This window comes from Streptomyces sp. NPDC058620, from assembly GCF_042717135.1.
Lineage (GTDB): Bacteria > Actinomycetota > Actinomycetes > Streptomycetales > Streptomycetaceae > Streptomyces.
Map to the genome: position 1 here is coordinate 59,903 of NZ_JBHXQO010000010.1, position 19,496 is coordinate 79,398.

General features: G+C 69.5%; 22 protein-coding genes. All 22 read right to left on the bottom strand.

Going from position 1 to position 19,496, the window contains the following annotated elements; translation table 11 throughout:
• Positions 1-56: 56 nt before the first annotated feature.
• Entirely contained in the window at positions 57-749 is a 693-nt protein-coding gene (locus ACFWSK_RS13080) for a collagen-like protein (RefSeq protein WP_383784195.1), read from the bottom strand.
• Complete coding sequence (locus ACFWSK_RS13085) at positions 746-1,045, bottom strand: hypothetical protein (protein ID WP_383784198.1); 300 nt, start codon at positions 1,043-1,045, stop codon at positions 746-748. Before ACFWSK_RS13085 ends, ACFWSK_RS13080 begins: the two co-directional genes overlap by 4 nt.
• A 50-nt stretch (positions 1,046-1,095) precedes the next feature.
• Entirely contained in the window at positions 1,096-1,410 is a 315-nt protein-coding gene (locus ACFWSK_RS13090; RefSeq protein ID WP_383784201.1) for a hypothetical protein, read from the bottom strand.
• A 7-nt stretch (positions 1,411-1,417) separates the two neighbouring features.
• The gene (locus tag ACFWSK_RS13095) at positions 1,418-2,323 is read right to left on the bottom strand and encodes an N-acetylmuramoyl-L-alanine amidase (protein ID WP_383784206.1); all 906 of its coding nucleotides are present in this window, start codon (positions 2,321-2,323) and stop codon (positions 1,418-1,420) included.
• 64 nt (positions 2,324-2,387) lie between these two features.
• Positions 2,388-2,756 (bottom strand): hypothetical protein, encoded by a 369-nt coding sequence (locus tag ACFWSK_RS13100; protein WP_383784209.1) that lies wholly within the window; start codon positions 2,754-2,756, stop codon positions 2,388-2,390.
• On the bottom strand, positions 2,757-3,203 hold the full coding sequence (locus ACFWSK_RS13105) for a hypothetical protein (protein WP_383784212.1): 447 nt from the start codon (positions 3,201-3,203) through the stop codon (positions 2,757-2,759).
• A gap of 9 nt (positions 3,204-3,212) precedes the next feature.
• Positions 3,213-6,581 (bottom strand): hypothetical protein, encoded by a 3,369-nt coding sequence (locus ACFWSK_RS13110; RefSeq protein ID WP_383784215.1) that lies wholly within the window; start codon positions 6,579-6,581, stop codon positions 3,213-3,215.
• Complete coding sequence (locus ACFWSK_RS13115) at positions 6,578-9,520, bottom strand: phage tail tape measure protein (protein WP_383784218.1); 2,943 nt, start codon at positions 9,518-9,520, stop codon at positions 6,578-6,580. Before ACFWSK_RS13115 ends, ACFWSK_RS13110 begins: the two co-directional genes overlap by 4 nt.
• Positions 9,521-9,673: 153 nt before the next feature.
• Positions 9,674-10,084, bottom strand: coding sequence for a hypothetical protein (locus ACFWSK_RS13120; RefSeq protein ID WP_383784221.1), 411 nt, complete (start codon positions 10,082-10,084; stop codon positions 9,674-9,676).
• Positions 10,084-10,602 carry a hypothetical protein gene (locus tag ACFWSK_RS13125; protein WP_383784223.1) on the bottom strand — a complete coding sequence of 173 codons (519 nt, stop codon included), beginning with the start codon at positions 10,600-10,602 and terminating at the stop codon, positions 10,084-10,086. Before ACFWSK_RS13125 ends, ACFWSK_RS13120 begins: the two co-directional genes overlap by 1 nt.
• Positions 10,602-11,012: a hypothetical protein gene (locus ACFWSK_RS13130; RefSeq protein ID WP_383784226.1), complete on the bottom strand. Its 411-nt coding sequence runs from the start codon at positions 11,010-11,012 to the stop codon at positions 10,602-10,604. The genes ACFWSK_RS13125 and ACFWSK_RS13130 overlap by 1 nt, the downstream gene beginning before the upstream one ends.
• A gap of 6 nt (positions 11,013-11,018) precedes the next feature.
• The gene (locus ACFWSK_RS13135) at positions 11,019-11,756 is read right to left on the bottom strand and encodes a hypothetical protein (protein WP_383784228.1); all 738 of its coding nucleotides are present in this window, start codon (positions 11,754-11,756) and stop codon (positions 11,019-11,021) included.
• Between the two features lie 2 nt (positions 11,757-11,758).
• On the bottom strand, positions 11,759-12,199 hold the full coding sequence (locus tag ACFWSK_RS13140) for a hypothetical protein (RefSeq protein ID WP_383784231.1): 441 nt from the start codon (positions 12,197-12,199) through the stop codon (positions 11,759-11,761).
• An 11-nt stretch (positions 12,200-12,210) separates the two neighbouring features.
• On the bottom strand, positions 12,211-12,807 hold the full coding sequence (locus ACFWSK_RS13145) for a phage gp6-like head-tail connector protein (protein WP_383784234.1): 597 nt from the start codon (positions 12,805-12,807) through the stop codon (positions 12,211-12,213).
• A gap of 4 nt (positions 12,808-12,811) precedes the next feature.
• Positions 12,812-13,096 carry a hypothetical protein gene (locus ACFWSK_RS13150; protein ID WP_383784236.1) on the bottom strand — a complete coding sequence of 95 codons (285 nt, stop codon included), beginning with the start codon at positions 13,094-13,096 and terminating at the stop codon, positions 12,812-12,814.
• Between the two features lie 11 nt (positions 13,097-13,107).
• Positions 13,108-13,494, bottom strand: coding sequence for a hypothetical protein (locus ACFWSK_RS13155; protein WP_383784239.1), 387 nt, complete (start codon positions 13,492-13,494; stop codon positions 13,108-13,110).
• Between the two features lie 85 nt (positions 13,495-13,579).
• Positions 13,580-15,001, bottom strand: coding sequence for a phage major capsid protein (locus tag ACFWSK_RS13160; RefSeq protein ID WP_383784241.1), 1,422 nt, complete (start codon positions 14,999-15,001; stop codon positions 13,580-13,582).
• A gap of 142 nt (positions 15,002-15,143) precedes the next feature.
• The gene (locus tag ACFWSK_RS13165) at positions 15,144-15,956 is read right to left on the bottom strand and encodes an HK97 family phage prohead protease (RefSeq protein WP_383784244.1); all 813 of its coding nucleotides are present in this window, start codon (positions 15,954-15,956) and stop codon (positions 15,144-15,146) included.
• Entirely contained in the window at positions 15,953-17,128 is a 1,176-nt protein-coding gene (locus ACFWSK_RS13170) for a phage portal protein (protein ID WP_383784247.1), read from the bottom strand. The genes ACFWSK_RS13165 and ACFWSK_RS13170 overlap by 4 nt, the downstream gene beginning before the upstream one ends.
• Positions 17,125-17,313: a hypothetical protein gene (locus ACFWSK_RS13175; protein WP_383784250.1), complete on the bottom strand. Its 189-nt coding sequence runs from the start codon at positions 17,311-17,313 to the stop codon at positions 17,125-17,127. Before ACFWSK_RS13175 ends, ACFWSK_RS13170 begins: the two co-directional genes overlap by 4 nt.
• Before the next feature lie 24 nt (positions 17,314-17,337).
• Positions 17,338-18,915, bottom strand: coding sequence for a terminase (locus ACFWSK_RS13180; protein ID WP_383784251.1), 1,578 nt, complete (start codon positions 18,913-18,915; stop codon positions 17,338-17,340).
• Positions 18,872-19,450 carry a helix-turn-helix domain-containing protein gene (locus ACFWSK_RS13185; protein ID WP_383784253.1) on the bottom strand — a complete coding sequence of 193 codons (579 nt, stop codon included), beginning with the start codon at positions 19,448-19,450 and terminating at the stop codon, positions 18,872-18,874. The genes ACFWSK_RS13180 and ACFWSK_RS13185 overlap by 44 nt, the downstream gene beginning before the upstream one ends.
• Between the last annotated feature and the right edge of the window lie 46 nt (positions 19,451-19,496).

Genomic DNA, 19,496 nt, shown 5'->3' on the forward strand with positions numbered 1-19,496 from the left:
GGACGTACGAAAGCGCCCCCTGCCCAGCCCGTAGGCCAGACAGGGGGCGTTGTAGGTCATGGGTACTGGCGTCGCGCTGGGTCCAGAGCGAGCGGGCCCGGTGACGGGTCAGGGTCAGGCTGCGTAGGCGCACCGTCGCGGCGGCACATCAGCCCATCCGGATCACCCGGCGGCGGCTGGAGCGAGTAGCCCTCCGGGCAGGTAGGGCCAGCTGGGCCACGAGGTCCCTCGGCCCCGGGCGGTCCGGTGATCGACGCGCCGTCCGCGCCGTCCGTACCGTCCGTACCGTCCTTGCCGTCCGCGCCGGCAGGCCCGGGCGGACCAGTGACAGCGGGCCCCGGCGGGCCGGTAACTGCAGGCCCAGGCGGCCCGGTTACCGCGGCTCCGGGCTCACCGTTCTTCCCGTCCTTGCCCGGTAGTCCTCGAGCACCCGGCGGCCCCGGGATCGGCACCGGCACCTCGACCCGGTCCGGCAGATCGTCGACCGCGGCCGCCGGATCCGGAGCAGCTGGCGTTCCGCCCTCTGCCTGGATCTGTGCACGGAGTGTCCGTACGTCCCCGGCCAGAGTGCCTACCGCGTCACCGCGCCGGTCCGCCTCCGCCGCCACCTGCTGGGTCCGCTGGGCCTCGGCGTCGATCCGTACCCAGACCAGGACGATGGCCCCGGAGAGCACGGCGAGTACGGCGGCGACGGCGAGGGAACGCCAGCGGCGGGCCAGTATCCCCTCGGAGCGGTGGCGGCGGGTCACAGGGCGGTCCTCCGTAGGGCGGCGATCTGACGGTCACGGTCAGCAATCTGCGCTTCAAGCAGTTCGATCTCTGCCTGGAGTTGTGCCTTGTCGACGTAGGCCGTGGCGAGCGCCGTCTCGGCTGCGGTGAGCTTTGCTTCCAGGCTGAGCCGCTCTGCATGCAGCCGGTCCAGGAGACCGCCGTACCCGGTCATCACCACTCCCTGATGGGATCCGCGATGGCCGATCCATGCGGCCGTGGCCACTGCGAGTCCGGCGCCGATGGTGCCGATAGCGCCGATGGTCGCAGCGTCCACGTGCATGCCTCCTGGTGCAGTGTGGTGCTAATCCGGGCGACAGGCTGAGGTCACCTGGCGCCGGACTCACCGAGGTACCGGGCTCCGTCGATCGGCTCCAGAACCTGGACCTTCGGATAGGCCGGCGGCCGCGCCCACCCGAGGAGCGTGCCTGCAATGTTCTGCAGGACAGTCCCGTGTGCGCGCTCGCCGACGATCTCGAGCAGCCGGAAGGCCAGGTAGTAAACGAGCGCGAGACCGACCATCACGGCTCCCGTGACGGCCGTCGAGTCGAGGTCGAGGCCGGCACCCGCGGCGAGGGTGAGCAGCCACCCGGCGACGAGCGGCACAGCGGTGCGCATGGTGGAGATGAACAGACCAGTCATGGATGTCTCACTTCTTCCGGAGGCCGTTGGCGACCTCGAACGCGTACTGCCAGGTCTTGGGTCCGACTCCGCCGTCAGCCGGGCCGAGAGCGGAGAGGTAGTGGCGCTGCAGCGCGGCGACCTTGTCGAGGTCCTTCTGCGTCATGAGCATCGATGGGCCGACCTTGTACCGCGGGCCCCAGTCGCCCTTGTGCAGCCACTCCTGCAGCTGCAGCGCGTGCTTGTTGCGGGCCCCGATCCGGAATGCCGACCGCCCCGGGAAAGCGGGCGCGCGCTTGACCGGAGCGGTCGGCTTCGCGGGTGCCGTCGGGCTCGGCTTGCTGTCGTCCAGGCGCTCATCGACCCGGGCTCGCATCGATGCCATGGCGAAACCGCGCGGGTCGATCTTGCCGGGCTGCCACTCGAGATGGCCGACCACCGACTCGGCGCCCCAACGGTGGTACCGGCAGACGGCGGCGGCCGCGCGCTCGATCGCCTCGAGCTGCACATCCGGCCAGGGGTCCTTGCCGTCGCCGAGGTTCTCGCACTCGAACCCGTAGAAGTACCGGTTGCCGTCGGTGTTGGCCTCGTTGTCCGCCGGCAGCGCCTTCTCGTCGACGACGGCCTGGAGGACGTCGTCGTCGCCGAGCCCGGCGTGGTTCGTGCGGCCGTAGCCCACCAGGTGCACCCGGCCGTCCTTGGCGATCACGCCGTGGCAAAGCGGGCCGGGCAGGCTGGCGTACCCGTGACGGCAGATCTCCACGGTGCGGGCGGTGCCCTGGGTCACGGTGTGGTGGATCATCACCCCGTGCACCGGGCCGAACGGCCCCTTGTGGTTGCGGTTGTGGGTACGCCAGTCGCCCACCTCGACCACCGTCAGGCCCTCGTCCCGCAGGGCCTGCAGGAATTCGGCTGGGGACATCGGTTCGGACATGAATGCCTCCGGACATGCAGAAAGCCCCGGCCAGTACGGCTCGGGGCGGCGGTAGTTCTGGGTGTCAGGACAGCTCGAGAAAACCTGTGATCCACAGGTTCCCGGACGAGGCGACCAGCGTCGCCGGATCAACGGGCGTGGTCGACGTTCCGCTGTACATGTAGATGCGGGTCAGGGCCAGGCCGACGGATGCGCCGACCCGCAGGGCCCGGGCCGCGTACCACTCGTCGGGCGTCACCTGCAGTGAGCTCACGCGCACCGCACCGACGGCGTGCGTGAGCTCCAGGTGGTCGGCGCGCTGGATCACCCCGGACACTCCAGACGGGGAGTGTGCCGCGTCGAAGATGACGCCCCAGCCGGAGCCGGGGTTGCGGACGGCGCAGGAGATCACCGCGAGTTGCGCGCCGTCGGCCGTCGTGAGGATGTGAGTCATTCAGACCACCTCATAGATCGTCACGGTGACCGAGCTGTAGATGTTGACCTGCTGGCCAACGGACGGCGATGCGACCAGCTTGATCGTGTGCGACCCGGCCGCCGGGAGGGTGCCCCGGTAGGTGTGCCCGACGCTGCTCCCGGTGCCGGCCGCGCTGCCCGCGTGGGAGTCGCGGAATACCGCGTACTCCGCTTCGAGCGTTCCGTCGACGTGGATGTTTCCCGAGCCGAGGGCGGTGCCTGATGTCCCGGTGACGCGGAAGTCGAACCAGGCGTCGACGACATACGTGGCGTTCGCGGCCTCGGTGGAAAACGTGACGGTGGCGCCAGGCACGTCCGCATTGGTCACGGACCCGGCCAGGATGCCCGTTGCGGGGGCCCGGTACGTGCGCGGCTGAATACGGCCAAGCTGCCCGGCCGTCACAATCCCGCCTGCGGGAATGGGCATACGTACCTCCTAGTGCGCGGCGCGCATCGGGTGAGTGAGAGACAGGGACGCACCAGCCGAATGGGCTTTGGAGATCCCGTTGACGGAGCGGACCACCGTGAATGTCTGCGGGTTCACCACGACGAAATCGGCGACGGCCGCGGTCGGGTTGGCCGACGTAAGGCCGGCGCCACCGAAGCAAAGAATCCCGACATCGCCGCTGGCGTTAGGCGTGGCGGCGGCCACCTGGTCCACGTCCCAGCTATCCGGCTCCCGGGCAGAGACCGGCCAAACCCGGCCGCGGATGCGCTGACCGTCGACCCGGGCGCGCAGGTAGAAGTTGGCGCCGGCCGTGTACGTCCAGGGGGTCGTGACCGTCCCGCCCGGCGTCCCGTCGTCGTTGGTGAAGATCCGCATCTGCACGGTTCCACTGGTCGTGAAGGACGCCCTGACTACGTAGAAGTCGGTGTCGCTGACCCAGCGCAGCATCGAGCAGAAATCGAACGATGCTCCGGTATGCACCTGTGCCATCGAGAATCGGACGAGCGTCTCGCAGTCGGCCAGGCTCTGGCCCGCACGTTGGATGCGCCACGTACCAGGGCTGGCCGGGAGCGAGACGGTGCCCGCGGTGCCGTTCACCTGGCGGTCGGACGCGGAGCCCCCCGTCGTGATCCATGTCTGCCCTGTGGTCGCGGTGCCCCAGCTGTTCGACACGGTGCGGGTGAACGTGTCCTCGACCTTGCCGGTGATCCCGGTGACGGTGACCTGTTCCCCTCCTGCCGTGACATCGACGGGAAACTCCGTGGGCTGCCCGCTAGTGGTGATCCACGCGGGCCCGTCGGTGACGGCGACCTGCCAGGTTGTGTCCGACGAGGTGACCGCGGCCGCCAGCTCGGAGCCGTCGGTGTCCGCACGACCCAGGATCGGGTCCTCGACCACACCCACTGTCCACGGGCCGGCCGGAACGCAGTTCATCGTGAGCGTCCACTCGAACTGGTCGAGGACTTCGGTGTACCCGCGCATGTGCTGATCGATGGTTCCTGGCGGGAGCCACGCCGGCGGATTGCTGATCGTGATTCGGTCGCCGATGTCCAGGTCGAGGACATCGTCGACGAGATGCGGGGCGGCGTGCAGCCACACCGTGATCGTCGGGTAGCGGTCCTCGTCCCACGTGCCCAGGTGCATCCGCCACTGGGCGATCCCGGGCGGCTGGTCGTCGTTGTACAGGGACAGGGTGAATGCCTCGTCGTAGAGGCCCACCCCATTCGGTGGGGGCTGGATGGACAGCGGCCCCGATTCCAGGACTGCCCGCCCTGAGCTGCCGCCCCTCCGGGTGACGGTGATGTCGTTGCGGGTGCGCTGGTCGTCGGGGGTCGGCTCCAGCGGCGGCGGCACTTCTCCCTCCGCCGTGTAGTCCAGGGCCAGGCCGACGGCCTGGTTGTAGAGGGACTGCCGGTCCCGGTACACCAGGCCGGTGCGGTCCGCGTGTTCGTACAGGATTCCGCCGTCGGTTTCCGCGGCCTCCTCGATCAGATCCAGGAGAGTGGCAGGGCGCTGCGGTCCCATGCGTTCAGTCGGGGTGGTGAAGTCCTCCCCGCGCCAGGACAAGTCGACTTGCGCCGCCTCCTCGGTGGCCAGCCGCCCTAGGCGCTCGATGGCAGTCTCGCCGAGGAAGCCGTCGTCAGCGCCCGCGAAGATTCCGCTGCCGGGCGGTGCGGTCAGGGCGGCAGACGTGGCGGGGATGTCGAACACGGCCAGGTGCCCGAGGGTCATGTCGGCTGTGCCGGACCCCCAGGACCCGGAGACCTCAGTGACCGCGCCCTGCACCCCAACGAATCCGGTACGGGCAATCCACAGGCCGCCGTCCAAAATGTTGCGCCAGGACACGTACAGGCGGCACGTGCCCCCGTCGTCAGCCGTGTAGATGGCCAGCCGGTTCCACGTGGTCGAGAAATCCGCCAGCGCCCCGGCGTCGGTGTATGTGAAGAAAGCGAGGACCGTACCGTCGGATCCCTGTGCCTCGATCCGGACTCCGGCGGTGCTCGCGTAGACGACGGCGGCTTTCATCACGGACCCGGCCACGGCGACGCGGACCATTTCGGTCTGTAGGGCGGGCATCGTCGGCAGCAGGTAGACGTACTCGACCTGCCAGCCGCTGGCTGTACTCCGAGGCACGGACCCGCGCATGGTCGCCGGGCTGCCCACCCTCGGGAGCGAGGCGGCGCCGCCGAGCGAGTCGTCCGCGCCGAACTCGAACCCGGTCACCGTCAGCGGCGCGACGCCGGGCAGGGGGGAGTATGCGGCCGTGGCCTCGGCGCCGTCCTCCATCGGCCAGTACGCGATGAGGTCCGGGTCGGACGGGATGCGCCTGCGCAGCGTGGAGTCCAGGGCTTTCTTGCCCTGGCCCATTCGCCGTGTGATGCCGGCCGCCTCGACCGAGACGTAGACGTCCTTCCCGGAGACGTCCCACCGGGACGGCCACGCACTGACCTCCCCATGAAACCGGTACTGCCGGTCAGAGATGTGCGCGTCCGCGCCGAGAGTCCAGATGCGGCCGGCGCTGTCCGTCCACCCGGTCGCGCCCTCGGCCAGGGCCCGGATGTCAGGCGATGCGACGACTGTGCCGCCGATACCGGAGCGGACCTCGGCTCGGTGTACGCGACCGAAGACCGGGGTGACTCCGGTCGCGGCGATGGGTGCGATCTCCAGGGGTGCGGTGCTGGCGAAGATGCTGGTCGCCGGGCCGGTCAGCGGGTCGCCGATCTGGGTCCACGGGCCGGCCATGGACTCGGCCCAGTAGAACGTCGCCCCGAAGCTGCCGCCTCCGGTGTTGACGTCCAGCGTGGCCCGCAGTGCGGCGCGCTTCGGGAGCGCGGGCAGCGGCTGCTGCGCGAACAGTGACGCGCTCCCGGTGGCTGACCAGTTGAGGATGAGGACGCCATCGAGGAGCCGCAGCAGGTACGAGCGCTGGTTGGTCGCAGAGATCCACTTGCCGAGCAGCGTCTGCGAGGCAGTCGAGTGCCAGTCCACAGTCGCCTCGACCCGGAGGTCGATGTCCCCAACGATGTCCAGCGCGGCTACGTCCGGCGTGCGGGCGTAGGACGTGGTGCTGCCGTCCAGAGACAGATACGACTCCGGGCCCTGCACGGACACCCTGAGCGGGGTGTTCCTCCCGATCAGCCCGTAGTACGGCGACATCGGGTTCCGCGGGCTGTACTTGCCATGCCGGTTGTTCATCGTGAGCGAGCACGTGGACGGCTCCAGGCCAGTCGCCTCGTCCGGCGCCCCTCGGGTGATGGTGATCGGGGCGCGGGTGTAGACGTCCGTGCTGGCGTCCGTCCACGTCCCGCCGATCTGCAGCTCTGACCTCACATCCAGAGGGGTCTGGGGGAACGTCACGCTGTTGCCTCCTTTCCGTAGCCGAACGCCTTCTGCACGCTGCCGCGTCCGTCCTTGCGGACGATGCCGCGGATGAACCGCTTGCCTTCCTCCGGGCCGACCAGCTCGATGCGCACGGTCTGCCCGCCGCCGCCCGCCATGAGGAGCGGTGCGGCTGGCCGGGACAGCATCGGTCCGCCGGCCCCGGGAGGTGGCGGCGGCTTCACGCTGTTGGCCATGGCCTTGTCCAGCGGGGCCTGGCCGTCGGCCATGCCCGTGATGATCCCGGCGGGGATCATCGCGCCGACCTCGTCCGCCATGAGCGTCGAGGGCGAGTGGATGCCGAGGGCCTTCTTGATGCTGGCGGCCATGCCCTTGGCCAGAGACGCCATCTGCTTCTCGATGGCCTTCTGCTGACTCTTCAACCCCTTGACCAGGCCGCGGGCTGCCTGGATGCCGGCCCCGTACATGGCGGTCCCGGCCGTTGCCCCGGCCTGCCCGGCCGCGCCGACCAGCGCCCCCTGGGTGGCGTTGATCTGGCTGATCTGACTCTTCGACGCCAGAGCCAGCGCCGTGGCCGCGCCGGAGCCCTGCTCGACCCCGGCCTGCGCGATCTGCGCGATCAGGTCCGACCTGACGCCCTTCTTGCGGAGGGTCGCCAACTGTGCGGCGAACTGGCGGGCCTGCTGCATCTTCTGCGTCAGGGTCGCCAGGATCGTCTGCGCGGTGACCGGACCACCGGTAGCGCCAGCGGTGATGTTCGCCGAGTCGAGGACGCCCTTCTTCACGTCCGCGGCCAGCTTGTCCCGCGCCTTCAGCTGGTCGGACAGGGCCTTGGTCGCCGTCTTCATCCGGGCGGCGACCCGCACCTCAGCGTTGGCGAGCGCCACCAGGCGCTTGGACCCGGCGCCGATCTTGTCGAGGGCGGCGGACCGCTTCTTACCCGGGGCCATGCTGTCTCGGACGATGTCCGCCAGCTTCTGCGCTGCGGACTTGACCTGCTTCGCCGAACCGGTGAGGCCGACGACCAGGCCGCGGGCAATCCAACGGCCCTGTGCGGTAGTGACCTTGGAGGGGCTCGCGATACCCAGAGCCTTGGCGATCGGCCCGGGGATCGCGTTCCGGGCGAACGACATGACCTTGGACTTGAGCCAGCCGCCCATGGCCTGGATGCCCTGCCACAGGCCCTCGACGACGTTGCGCCCCTTCTGGACCAGCAGCGAACCTAGGCTGCCGAGTGCATCCCGGATGCGTCCTGGCAGGCCACGCACGTACGCGACCAGGCCAACGACCTTCGTGGCGACACCGGTTTTGATCTTGTCCCAGTGCTGGAGGAACCACTTCACCAAGGGCAGGTTCGTGATGTAGCCGAGGATGGCCGCGCCGACTGCCTTGACCTTGGACCACACCCAGGTCCAGGCGGCACCCGTAGCCGACTTGATCTTGTCCCAGTTGGCGACGATGAGGACGACCAGGGCAATCACTGCGGCGATGATCCAGCCGATCGGGCCCATCGCGATCAACCACTGAGCAGCCATCACAGCCGCCCACGCCACTGCGCGGGCCGCCATCATGAGGAACTGGGCGGCCGCTGTCACGGCCGCCCGGACCACCGCGGCGATCCAGGTGCCGATCGAGACAAGAGCGCTGCCCATCCACGCGCCGGCCGTTGTCGCCGCGGATACGACAGCAGCCCCGGCGATGCGGGCGTAGGCCATCAGGCCGATGGCCGTCATCCGGGTCCAGTTGCCGATCACGGTCCAGCAGGACGCGGCGATCAGGGTGTGCGCCCCAGTCACGATGGAGGCGACCGTGGCATAGGTGAACATCGCCACCTTCGCGGTGACGACCACGGCCGCCAGCGTCACGAACCCGATCAGCACCGGCTTGGTCACCGCGGAGTTCTCCGACGCAAAGCTGATCAGCGCGCCGCTCGCCTCGCCGAGCTCCACCATCACGGTGCGCTTGAACTGCTCGAGCTGGGCTTTGGACGTCCCGCCCATGGAGCTCATGAGCCGGTCCATGGCGCCGTCGGTCTTGTCCATGCCGGCGGCCGCCGCTGCAGCGGCCGGATCCAGCGCGTAGAGGGCATCGCCCATGGTGTTGGCGGGATCTCCGAACAGGGCGGACGCTGCGTTGAGCCGGACCTGCTCGTTCGTGGTGCCCCGCAGGGCGTCCAACGTCATCGACAATGCCTCTTCGGCACTGCTCCCGCCCTGCCCGATCTTCTTCGCCATGGTGTCGGCGCTCAAACCGATGGACGTGTACGCGGCGTCGACCGCTGTACCGCCCTTGAGCGCTGTCTCTCCGAAGATGCCGATGGCGTCGGCCACCTGGTCGGCGTCGCGGGCACCGTTCTGCAGGCCCTGCGCGATGAGGCCAGTGGCGGTCTGCCCGTCCAGGCCGACCCGGCGAAACTGGGTGCTGTACTCGTTGAACGTCTCGAGCAGGTCACCGCTCTTGTCCGCGGCTGTGCCCAGGCCGATGGCCAGGATGTCCAGCGCCTCGTCCGCATCGTCGGCCAGACCGGTGCGGACCATCTGGCCGGCGGCCGCGGTCGCCATGGTCAGGTCCTGGTCGAACGTCTTGGCCAGGGCGAGCGTCTTGGACGTCAGGCCCTCAAGACCGCCCTCGGCCTGCGAGGTGTCGCCGATGTTGGCGTACACGCCCTTGACCGCGAGATTGACCTCGTCGATCGTCTCGCCCCACGCGTCTTTGTAGACGGACGCAGAGACCTGTGCGACCTCGGCGGCCTCGGCCGGGCCGAGCTGCAGCTGCGCGCTCAGCTTGGCCCCGGCGGCCTCCATGTCCAGGCCCTGCACGACGCTGGCGCCCAGGAGCGCGGCGAACCCAGCGCCGATGGTCGCGGCCGCAGTGTTGAACCGCTCGCCCATCGCGGAGACTTCGGCCGAGGCACGGTCCCGCGCCACGAGGTTGAACACCAGTGACGTGTCGCTCATGGCGGGCCCCGCTCTCTGTTCAGTTGGTGGCCTCGTCGGTGGCCTGCTTGTACGCGTCCAGCCAGGACAGCACTGTGTCGGTCTGCTCTACGGTCATCAGCTGCCATTCCCACGGCCTGATGTTGAGCAGGTGGGCCGCGTTGCCGAGCTGCGCTACTCGGCGATCGGCAGCCCCGCTTTTCCCTCAGTCGAGGTGTCGTCGTAGGCGGTCTCAATCGCGGCATCGATCTTGATGAGCGAGGCCGCGAGTTCGTCACCGTGCTGGGTGTCGACGATGTTCTTGCGGATCTCCTCCCACTCCTGGCGGGAGTAGTCCAGGGACAGTTCGTCCCAAGCGAAGTCCACGTCCTCGAACTTGGTCTTGGGGTGGTCGCGGCGAAGGAACGTGAACAGCAGTGCGCGCCGGCAGCGGGAGTTGCCCTGCAGTACGTCCTGGGTGAACGCGGAGAAGTTGCGTTCGGTGCGGCGCTCGATGTCCTCCCGCTCCACGCTCATCAACTTTTTGGGGTTGTAGTGCCAGCGGGTCGGCTCGCTCTGTCCATCGGGCTGGTAGACGAGATACATCAGGCGTTTCCTTGTCGTGCTCGGGACGCGAGGCGGGCTGCCATGTCTTCCATGGCGTCCAGGACAGCGCGTCGGTGCTGGTCTGCGTCGTTCTGAAATGCCTCGTCGAACCATTCGCGCTTACCCACCTGGGTGCGCCACGGTTCGCGACCGTAGGAGAGGGTGCGCCATCCGCCGCTCCTGCGGTTCGTGCGCTTCGGGGCGTTGGCGAAGTGGCGCAGGCCGGGTGTCTTGAACGCCTTGACCCTGGCGCCGGACCACCGGCCGCCCAACTTCACCTCGGGCCTGATCTTCTTGGCGATGGTGGACCGCAGGCCGGGCCCGGTGCCGGTGCCCGTTGAACCCATGGCCATGATCGAGGACTTCGCCTGCGCGGCGCCCGGCCGCAGGGCGTCGCGCATGTTCTTGGCCAGGTCCTTACGCAGCGCTTTACCGTCGGCCTCCTGGCGGATCGCGCGCACCAGGGCGTCGAGTCCCTCGTGCGTGACCTGGAGATCGAACGGCGGGCCGCCGGCCATCAGGCGACGGCGCGGACCACCGCGCCGGAGGTGGGGTAGCCGACCGAGACGGCCGCCTCGTCTCCCACACCGCCCTCGATGGGGTTCCAGCCGTTGACCAGGACGCTGCCGGTCCACTCCGGGTTGGACGCGGACTTCACCGCGTTGTCCAGACGGACCACGAACGGGACGACCGTGCCGAGCAGCGGCCACATGATGCTGTCGATCTTCGTTGCGGCGACGTCCTGCAGGAACTCGAGGGACAGTTCACCGGACTTGAGCCCGCCCAACACTTCCTTCCAGCCGAGACTGGCATAGGTCGTGACGTCCTTGTCCTCGACCTCCACCGTGACCTCCGCCTTGCGGGCGTACGCACTGAGGTCGTTACCGCCGAGGCTGACGTGAGCAGCCAGCAGAACCATCTTTGCCATGGTTGATCACCTGATTCCGAGAGAGACAGCGAACATGATGCTGGGCGTGGTACCGGTCACCGTCCAGGTGATCCGGTAATACGTGTCCGTGATGGCGAGGCCGTCGGTACGCAGCGCCTGCCCACCGGGCGCGGTGGCCGCGGCGAACGAGCCGCGGGTGACCGGTGTGGTGAAGCCAACGGCGTCGTCGGACTCGACGGTGACCGTGATGGAGGGCGCGGCGGTGCCCGCCACGGACAGGACGTGCAGGGCGGCGTAGAGCCGCTTACCGGCGGGGACGGCGCCGAGCTGCAGCGCGGTGCCGGACCCGGCGGCGGTGCGGGCGAGGCCGGGCGGGTGCGCGATCTGTCCGCGCACCAGCGGCCACGAACTCTTGACCGTCCCGGACCACGGGGCGATCTCGCCGACCTGGTCGCCGACCTTGTAGTCGGCGCGCATCCCCTGCACCAGATAGGCCAGGGCTCCGACCACCGAGTCGGTGGGGCACACGGTGTACGGGCCGACTCCGCCGAGGTTGGCCCAAGAGGAGTTGTCGACCTTGGACGGGTCGCCCGCTTCCCACTGGCCCTCGGCCGAAATCTCGGCCGAGCCGAGCCCGCCGAGGACCTCCTTCCAGCCGCCGGATCGGTAGTTGGTGGCGTCCTTGTCCTCGATCTCGCTCGTCAATTCGATCTTGTTGGAGGCGCCGGACAGGTCGGCGCCCGGTGCAAACAGGCGGGCGTCGAGCAGCACGAACTTGCCCACGGCTACCCCTCTCCGATGATCTTGATGATGAGTTCGGCGCCGATGTAGCTGGCGCCCTGGTGCTCGTACCAGCGGTAGCCCTGGACCCGCATCACGTGCAGGTCGTGTGCCAGCCCGCCCAGGGCGTAGTCGCCGGGCGCGCCGCGCGCGGCCTCGATGGCCGCTTTGAGGGAGCCGGGCCCGGAGCCGGACAGCATGGCGTCCAGGAGGCGCTGTGCGGCCTCGTCGTCGGCCAGGCCGACCAGGACCCGGCACGTCAGCTCGACCACGTCCAGGGCCCGGTTCATGGCCCGGTCGAACTCCACCGAATACTCGCCGCAGAAGAAGTGCGGCTCGGTCACCGCGTCCGGGGTGAACCCGGTGCACGTGAGCTTGGCGGACACCGGGAGCACGACCGTGCTCGCAGCCTCGGCGATCGCCCCCCGTACGGCGGACATCTGCATCGTTGCTCCTCCTATCCGAAGCCGTCGAGCACGTACTGCTCGATGAGATTCCAGACGTCCGGGTCGCGGCGGGACAGGCGCACCACGCCCCACTCGGCCGAGCCGGTCACGCCCTCCGGGCTGTCCTTGCGACGGAAGAGGCGGGCTGCCTGGATCAGCGCGGCCTGCTCGATGTCGTGCGGTACGGCAGGCCATCCGTATCGGGCGGTGACCCGTACCCGCGATGTGCCGCCGCCCCAGCTGCCGCCCAGCCGGACGAGACCGGTCACCGGCCGCTCGTCCAGGAGGGCGTTGTCCGGGGTCGTCTCGTAGCCGGTCACCGGGGACCAGGAGGCACCGGAGCCGGTCTCGACCACCAGGCCGTCCGTACTGCCGACGTCGTCGACGAGCAGGACCTCGCCGTCGTCCTCGCAGACCGTGCGCCCGCCCAGCCGGTACGTGCGGGTGACCGGTGTCGGGTCGAGCCAGAACCGGCGGCCGCACGTCTTGTCGATGCTGCGCGACGCCGAGGTCAGCGCTCGCTGTACGAGCGACAGCCGCGGGTCGTCGTCCTCGAGCTTGAGCATCAGGCGCAGCGTGGCCACGTCCGCGTAGTCCTGGGCGGCCACCGGGTTACCCGGCCTGGCGGCGCGCGGCAGCCGTCTTCTTGGCCGGCGGCTTCTCCTTCGTCTCCTGCTCCGGGGTGGCTGCGGGAGCGGGCGTCTCAGCCGCGGTCTGCTGCGCCGGGTCCGTGGCGGTGCGGCCGGTTGGCTCGCCCTCGCCCTGGTCCTCGTCGGTGTAGCCCAGGCGGTGCAGCTGGTCGTTGACCTGCTCGACCCGGTCGGGCTTCTTCTGCTGCTCGTACGAGGCGCGTTCGCGCAGCAGCGCGGCGATCATCGTCTGGTTAGCCGTGGCCATGGTGTGTCCTCTCAGAAGATCGTGACGTCAGCGGTGTTCGTCACCGCGGTGTTCGCCGAGTAGGTCAGGCGAAGGAAGCGCCACGGCGAGCCGGGGCGAATCAGCTTGTGCGTGGTGCCGGCCGTCGTGATGGCGAACGTGGCGACGGCCGGGGTTTCCGGGGTAGCCGGATCGGCGTATGCGGCGGGGAACCAGCTGGCCCCGTCCGCGCTGCCCTCGATCGCGTAGGTGCACGTCGGGGTGGCGGCCACGGTGGTGGTGATGGTGAGCAGCGCGGGCCGCTCTGTGGCGGCGCCCCGGTCCACGATGTGGGTGGAGGCGCCGTTGCCGGTCTGGCTGGCGGAGATCCGGGCGGAGTTGGGGAAGCGCTCGCCGCCCAGTGCCTGCAGAGTTGCCATGGTCGTCCTCTCCCAAGGAGCGGCCCACGGGGACAGGCCCGGCCGCTCCGGGATGAGAGCGGCTGGGCCTGTCGCGTGGGAAGGGTCAGAACGCCGGAGTGATCAGGCCGGTGCCGCCCACCTTCTGCATTCCGTTCGTGTAGCGCCCGAAGGTGTACGCGAAGTAGGAGTAGGCGACCAGGAGCACGCCGAGGGTGGCGGCCTTGGCCTGCTCGGCGCGGATGAACATCGGCGCGCCCTCGTCCTCCCAGAGGTGGCACTCCGCCGACGGGACCACGAACAGCTCGTCCTCGTTCGTGCCGGTCCCGAGGTTCGTTGCGATGTTGTTGTCCACGACGACCTCGAGTCCGCAGGGCAGAACGCCGCGCGGACCGGACGCGTACGAGGACTGGGAGTTGGCCGTGCCCGCGGCCTGGACCGGCACACCCGTCCAGTTGATCATCGGCCACGTCGAGGACATCTGGCTGGACAGCCAGTACCAGCGGCGGCTGCTCATCACCGCGTGGGACGGCCGGCCCATGGCGAGCAGCGCAGCCTCCACCCCGGATGCCGCTCCGAGGATCTTCGGGTACAGCTCCGCGCCGGTCGGGGTGGCGTCGGTGTAGGAGGTGGCCTGCGCGACAGCGGACAGGCCGTTGGTGGCCTGGTTGATCAGGGTGTTGTCGAGCACCGTGGCCACGCGGTTGAACAGGTCCTGCATCGTGACGTCCTCGATGCCGGTGCCTCGGTCGATCGCCTGCCGGGAGACGGTCTGCTGACCGGCCGCAGTCTGGACGGGGACGGTCAGGAGCGTGTCGTCCATGTTCGTCTCGGAGACCGGGTCGTTCTCTGCGGCCTGCAGGGCGGCGGACGAGGCGGTCGTGATCCGGCTGATGTTCACGGACATTCCGGAATCCGGCAGCGGGTGCCGGTTGCAGATGTCGGCGAACGGCCGGAGGTTCGCGGTGGCCGGGGCGTACATGTCGGTCAGGTACTGCGGCACGGTCAGGCCGCTGAAAGCGGACGTGCCGATGGCGCGCTGCAGGTACTCGGCCCGCTCCACGCGCTCCTCGGCCATGTGCCGGGACAGCCTGCTCGAGGCTTCCACGTCCTGGTAGAGGAACTGGCGGGAGACGTCCATGAGGAAGCTCTTGCCGTGCGGGTCCTGGTCCTTGCGGTAGGTCCGCTCCTCGTTGCCGACCCGGGCGACCTGGTCGTAGGAGGGGCGGCGGGCCTGCGTCGGCGTGGACTTCTTCGCTTCGGCCTGGCGCTCCATCTCCTCGGTCTTGATCTTGTTGGCGTTGGCGAGCTTGTTCTCGATGCCGGTTACGTCGCCCTTGGACTGGTCGCGGGCGGCGAACAGTTCGGCGACCCGCTCGTCCTCCTCGACCGTGAGGGAGGAACGGCCGTCCTGCTGGGCCTTGTCCAGGATGAGCTGGATCTCGGCGCCGCACTTCTTTCCGCGCTTGTGCGCGGCCTCGAGCTCGACCTCGATCGAGGCGATCAGGTCGTCGATGGTTCCAGGCATGGTGGTGCCCTTCCGGTAGATCGGTGGAGTGGTGGTGTGCGGCGCGACCAGGTGGCCCGGGCGATCTGCCGGGCATGACGAGGTCCCGCCTCCGGGCGATCTGCCGGAGCGCGTGCCGTCGGTGTGGATCGAGGGGTGTTGCTCAGTCCTGGTCGGCGTCGATCAGGAGCTGGGTGCGCAGAATGGTGATGGAGCGTCCCTGCGCGGCGGGTGCCGCGGGCGCCGGCGCGGGCGTCGGCGGCGGGGTGAAGGCCGGGAGCTTGGCGCCGAGGTCGGCGCGCGCGGTAAGGCGGGCGAGAGCCTCGCGTGCCATGAGCGGCGGCATGTTCGGGATCGACGCCAGGAAGTCCCCGGACCGGGCGCTCACGCTGGTGTGGGGGTTGGCTCCGTACGTGACGGGGCCGACATCGCCGCGGTCCAGGTCGAATGAGTTGATGCGGTACTCGGTGTAGTCCGGGGACCACTGACCAGACGTGATGCGGAACATGAACGACTGCTCTCGCACGTCGTCGTCCTCGAGGGCCTGGACGAGCAGCTGCACATCGGCGCGCTTGGGGTTGAGCCACGCGCGCTGGCCGAGGCCCGCGTCGTCGGCCCACAGCTGCAGCCGCTGGTTGCGGGTGCCGGCCATCGGCGTCCCGGCGTGGTTGAACCGGAACACCACCTCGGGGTCGGCGGCGAGCGTGGCGTCTGCAGCGCCGTGGCTGACGACCTCGGTGTACGGCCCGTAGAAGTCGTACATCTCGTAGCCCTGCTCGAACGCCGAGGCGTAGCCGGAGACCTCGTACCACTCCTGCTCCTCGCGCAGAACTTTCTTCGCGCGGAGCTGGGAGCGGAAGCGGATCTCGGGGGACTCGGGCCGGTCGCGGGGCAGGGCGGTCGCCGGGGCGTTGGTGTCTGCGGCGGCGGACCGCGCGGCGGCGGCCTGTGCGCGCAGGGCGGTCATCGTGCTCATGGGGTCGTCCCTCCGGGGGTCGCGGGTTGCGGGGTTGGCGTTGTGCCCTTGCCGAACAGCCGGTCGAACTCGGCCAGCTGGGAGTCGGTGAACGGCGGCCGGTCCTCGAGCTCGCGGGCCTCGGAGGGGGCGAGCTGCCGCGACTCGATCTGTGTGCGGAACATCGCGGCCCGGGCCTGCGGGTCCATGCGCAGCAGCGCATCCGAGTTCAGCTTCACGAACCGGGGCCGGGAGGTCAGCGACGACAGCGCGCCCTCGCGGCGGATGATCGCCGGGCCGAGGCTCATCACGAGAAACTGCAGGTTGCGCTGCACCATGTTGGCGTACGTGACGGAGCTTCCCGAAACCGCAGCGTCAATGAGGTCACCAGGGCAGTCGAAGAACCGGGCAATGTCACCGATGCCGTACCGCTTGGCCTCGATCCATTCCGACCCGGCCACCTCGGCCTGGATCATCTTGTATTCCCAGTCCTGCCCGGTCACGAAGAGATCTTGGTTCGCGGTCGCGGCCTTGAACCGGCGCTTCGTCTCCTCGGCTTTCTCTGGGCTGACTGTCTTGGCCGTGTTCTTCAAGTGGGCGCTGGGGACCGCGCCGTTGGAGAACCAGTCCAGGGCGAACTGCTGGATGGAGAGGTACTCGCCGATGGACCAGGCGGCGTGCGCCACCGGGGACAGGCCGACGTGCAGGCCGGACATCGTGTACTGCTTCTCGTGCCAGATGTTCACCGGGTCGTATTCGGTGCTCCCGATCCGGTACTTGGCCAGCTTCCCCTTGCGGACGATCACCGTGACCTCGGCGACAGGCACCAGCTCGATCCGGGACGGGAAGCCCAGCCCGTCCCGCGCGGTGATGATCCCGAAAGTGTTGCCCGACCGGTCCAGGTCGAATTGGGTGGAGTACATCCACTCGAGCATCTCGACGTTCTCGCCGCCTGGGGCGACCAACACCGGAGGCTTGGGCACCTCGACCTGAATGCCACCGACCTTGCGGTACACGTCAACCGGCATCGTCGACACGAGGTTGGCACGCAGCCGCAGGCACGCCCACACCGCCGAGTTCCGCAGCGCGGTATCCGGCGTCACGGTCGCCGAGCCCGCACGCTGCGCCTGCCTCGTAGGGATCAGCTGGTCAGCGGTCGGCGACGGCGCACCACGGCGAGAGAACAGACTCACGTGCCGTCACCCCGCTTACGTACAGCCGTACCCTGCCGGGCCGCCAGGGACGAGCCACCCAGGATGACGCCCCCGGCCGCAGCCAGCCCCGCCCACCCGATGAGCGGGTACATCCCCGCGGCCGCGCCGGCCCCGACGAGCACCAGGCCCAGCACGTCCAGCCACGTCGTCATCCACTCACGCACCGCGCTGCTCCTCTCTGTCATGTGTCAGCCGATCGAGTCGAGGACGTCGTAGTCGTCCAGGACCAGCGGCCCCTTGGTCAGCAGCGCCCAGCGGGCCCACGTCACCGCGGCGAACGCCGAGGCGTCGGTGAGGCTGTTGGTGCGGTCGATCGTCCACGCGTCCCCGATCCGGCGGGACCGCGCACCGTTGACCGATGCGGTCAGCGGGGTCTGGTCGAGGTGGCGGGCGGTGTTCTGGTTCATGGCGTCGGCGATCTGCCCGCACGCCTCGGAGGCGTCACCGGACCGCAGGATCACGAGGTGCCCGCGGTTCGGGTGGTCCTTGCCCTCCGGGACCTTGATGCCCGCGGTCTGCAGGTCGTCGATGAGCGAGGCGGCCGGGGAGCCTGACCCGGCGACCGCGACAACCAGCGGGTTCCACAGTTCGGCCAGGCGCGTGATCGCGGGTACGACCCAGGCGGTACCTGCCCGGCGGTCCAGGACCTCCAGGTGCACCAGGCCGTCGTCCCGTACGGAGGCCATCCCGATGGACGACCAGGCCCGGTCCTGCGACACGTCGATGGAGAACGCCATGTCCTCGCCCGGCCGCGACGCGGCATCGACCAGGCCGGGCCACATCTTCTTCGGCACGTTCGGGTCCACGGGCGGCGTGGCCTTGCGGGTTCTGTTGAGATACGCCCGGTCGAACGCGCCCGGGTCGGCGGCCATCTTCTCGAGCTCGGCGGCGATGATGTCCTCGCTCACCGTGTAGCCGAGTGCGGGCAGGCAGGCCCGCCACGTCGCCGGGTCCGCCCGGTCCATCTCCTCCGGGGCGAACCACTCGAAGTAGGCGGTACGCGGCCGTGCGCCGCTGGCCCACAGTGCCTCGATCAGGGCGCGGCCGGTTTTGCGCTTCCCGTTCAGCCACACCGACTTCTCCGTTCCGCCGGCGGACGCCCACCACAGCTGGGCCTTGAGCCGGGTCAGCATGGCCGGGCTGAACGCCTGCTCGAGCCGGTCGTCCTCGGCGGCGAACGCCTCGTCGATGACACCGAGGTCCAACGCCGGACCGTGCCCAGCCGATTCGGTGTTCGCGGTGATCCCCAGCCGGGACCGGGTCCGCTTCCAGATGATCGCCTCGCTGCCGTTGGCCTTGCGGGAGGTGATCCGGCGGCTGAGCGGCGACGTCTCGATCGTGGCGAGGAACTCGTCCTCCCACCGCTTCCGGGCCATGATCCGGTTCTGCGCGGCGTAGATGATGTTCTGCCGCTGACCGGCCGCCATGCGGTGCACCATCAGCCCGAGGATCTGCTGAGTTTTGCCCTGCTGCCTCGGCACCGACAGGCCGACCTCCCGGTGGGCGAACACCCCTGTGGCCGGGTCGATCTCGAGCGCGACGTCCAGGACGTACCGCTGCCACGGCATCGGCGGAAAGCCGAGCCTCTCCATCACTCGCCATGCGGCCGGGCCGAGGGACTCGAACTCCGGCCGTCGCGGCGTGCCCCACCTCGGAGGGCAGGTCAGCCCGTACAGGTCCAGGCACTGCTGGGCGAACTCCGGCGGAGCCTCCCACGTCTTCTCAGATCCCTCCGAGGTCACCGAGGTCGTCATCGTCGTCGTCATCCACGGCACGCCCCTTCACCAGCGCCTCCACCGTGGCCCGCAGCTCCCTCGCCAAGTTGGGGAGGATCTTGGCGTCGTTCGGCACGTACACCGAGGCGCCGCACTCCTCACAGGGGACAGGGTGGTGGCCGTCCATCTGGCGGGCCAGGCGGTGGGCCACCGCGGCGTGCGTCGGCTCCATGCCCAGCAGGTCGCCCAGGTTCTCGATGTCGTCGGTCAGGGCGAGCTCCACCGGGCCGGGCTCGTTGCGCCGTCGCCGCGACCGCGGGGTGGCGCTCTCGTCCGCCTCGGCTGCCGGCAGCAGCGCGGCGACGCTGATGCCGAACACCTCGGCCAGGGCGGCGAGGTCGTCGACGTCGATGCGGCGAGCGCCGGATTCGATCCGGCTCACGATCGGCTGGGACATCGGCCGGCCCGCCTGGGTGAGCCGCTCGGCGAGCTCGCGCTGCTCCCAGCCGCGGGCCTCACGCTCGACCGCGACCGCACGAGCGGCGTGCTCTCCGACCGCACCAGCCTGGAATGCCCGGGATGCCACGCTGCGCCCCCGTTCGCCCCCGCATCGCAAGAACCGCATATGCCCT

Bases quoted from the DNA above. Each gene is read 5' to 3' on its own strand.
- ACFWSK_RS13090 (WP_383784201.1), bottom strand. From the start codon at position 1,410: ATGACTGGTCTGTTCATCTCCACCATGCGCACCGCTGTGCCGCTCGTC.
- ACFWSK_RS13095 (WP_383784206.1), bottom strand. From the start codon at position 2,323: ATGTCCGAACCGATGTCCCCAGCCGAATTCCTGCAGGCCCTGCGGGAC.
- ACFWSK_RS13100 (WP_383784209.1), bottom strand. From the start codon at position 2,756: ATGACTCACATCCTCACGACGGCCGACGGCGCGCAACTCGCGGTGATC.
- ACFWSK_RS13105 (WP_383784212.1), bottom strand. From the start codon at position 3,203: ATGCCCATTCCCGCAGGCGGGATTGTGACGGCCGGGCAGCTTGGCCGT.
- ACFWSK_RS13115 (WP_383784218.1), bottom strand. From the start codon at position 9,520: ATGAGCGACACGTCACTGGTGTTCAACCTCGTGGCGCGGGACCGTGCC.
- ACFWSK_RS13120 (WP_383784221.1), bottom strand. From the start codon at position 10,084: ATGTATCTCGTCTACCAGCCCGATGGACAGAGCGAGCCGACCCGCTGG.
- ACFWSK_RS13125 (WP_383784223.1), bottom strand. From the start codon at position 10,602: ATGGCCGGCGGCCCGCCGTTCGATCTCCAGGTCACGCACGAGGGACTC.
- ACFWSK_RS13130 (WP_383784226.1), bottom strand. From the start codon at position 11,012: ATGGCAAAGATGGTTCTGCTGGCTGCTCACGTCAGCCTCGGCGGTAAC.
- ACFWSK_RS13140 (WP_383784231.1), bottom strand. From the start codon at position 12,199: ATGCAGATGTCCGCCGTACGGGGGGCGATCGCCGAGGCTGCGAGCACG.
- ACFWSK_RS13150 (WP_383784236.1), bottom strand. From the start codon at position 13,096: ATGGCCACGGCTAACCAGACGATGATCGCCGCGCTGCTGCGCGAACGC.
- ACFWSK_RS13155 (WP_383784239.1), bottom strand. From the start codon at position 13,494: ATGGCAACTCTGCAGGCACTGGGCGGCGAGCGCTTCCCCAACTCCGCC.
- ACFWSK_RS13160 (WP_383784241.1), bottom strand. From the start codon at position 15,001: ATGCCTGGAACCATCGACGACCTGATCGCCTCGATCGAGGTCGAGCTC.
- ACFWSK_RS13165 (WP_383784244.1), bottom strand. From the start codon at position 15,956: ATGAGCACGATGACCGCCCTGCGCGCACAGGCCGCCGCCGCGCGGTCC.
- ACFWSK_RS13180 (WP_383784251.1), bottom strand. From the start codon at position 18,915: ATGACGACGACGATGACGACCTCGGTGACCTCGGAGGGATCTGAGAAG.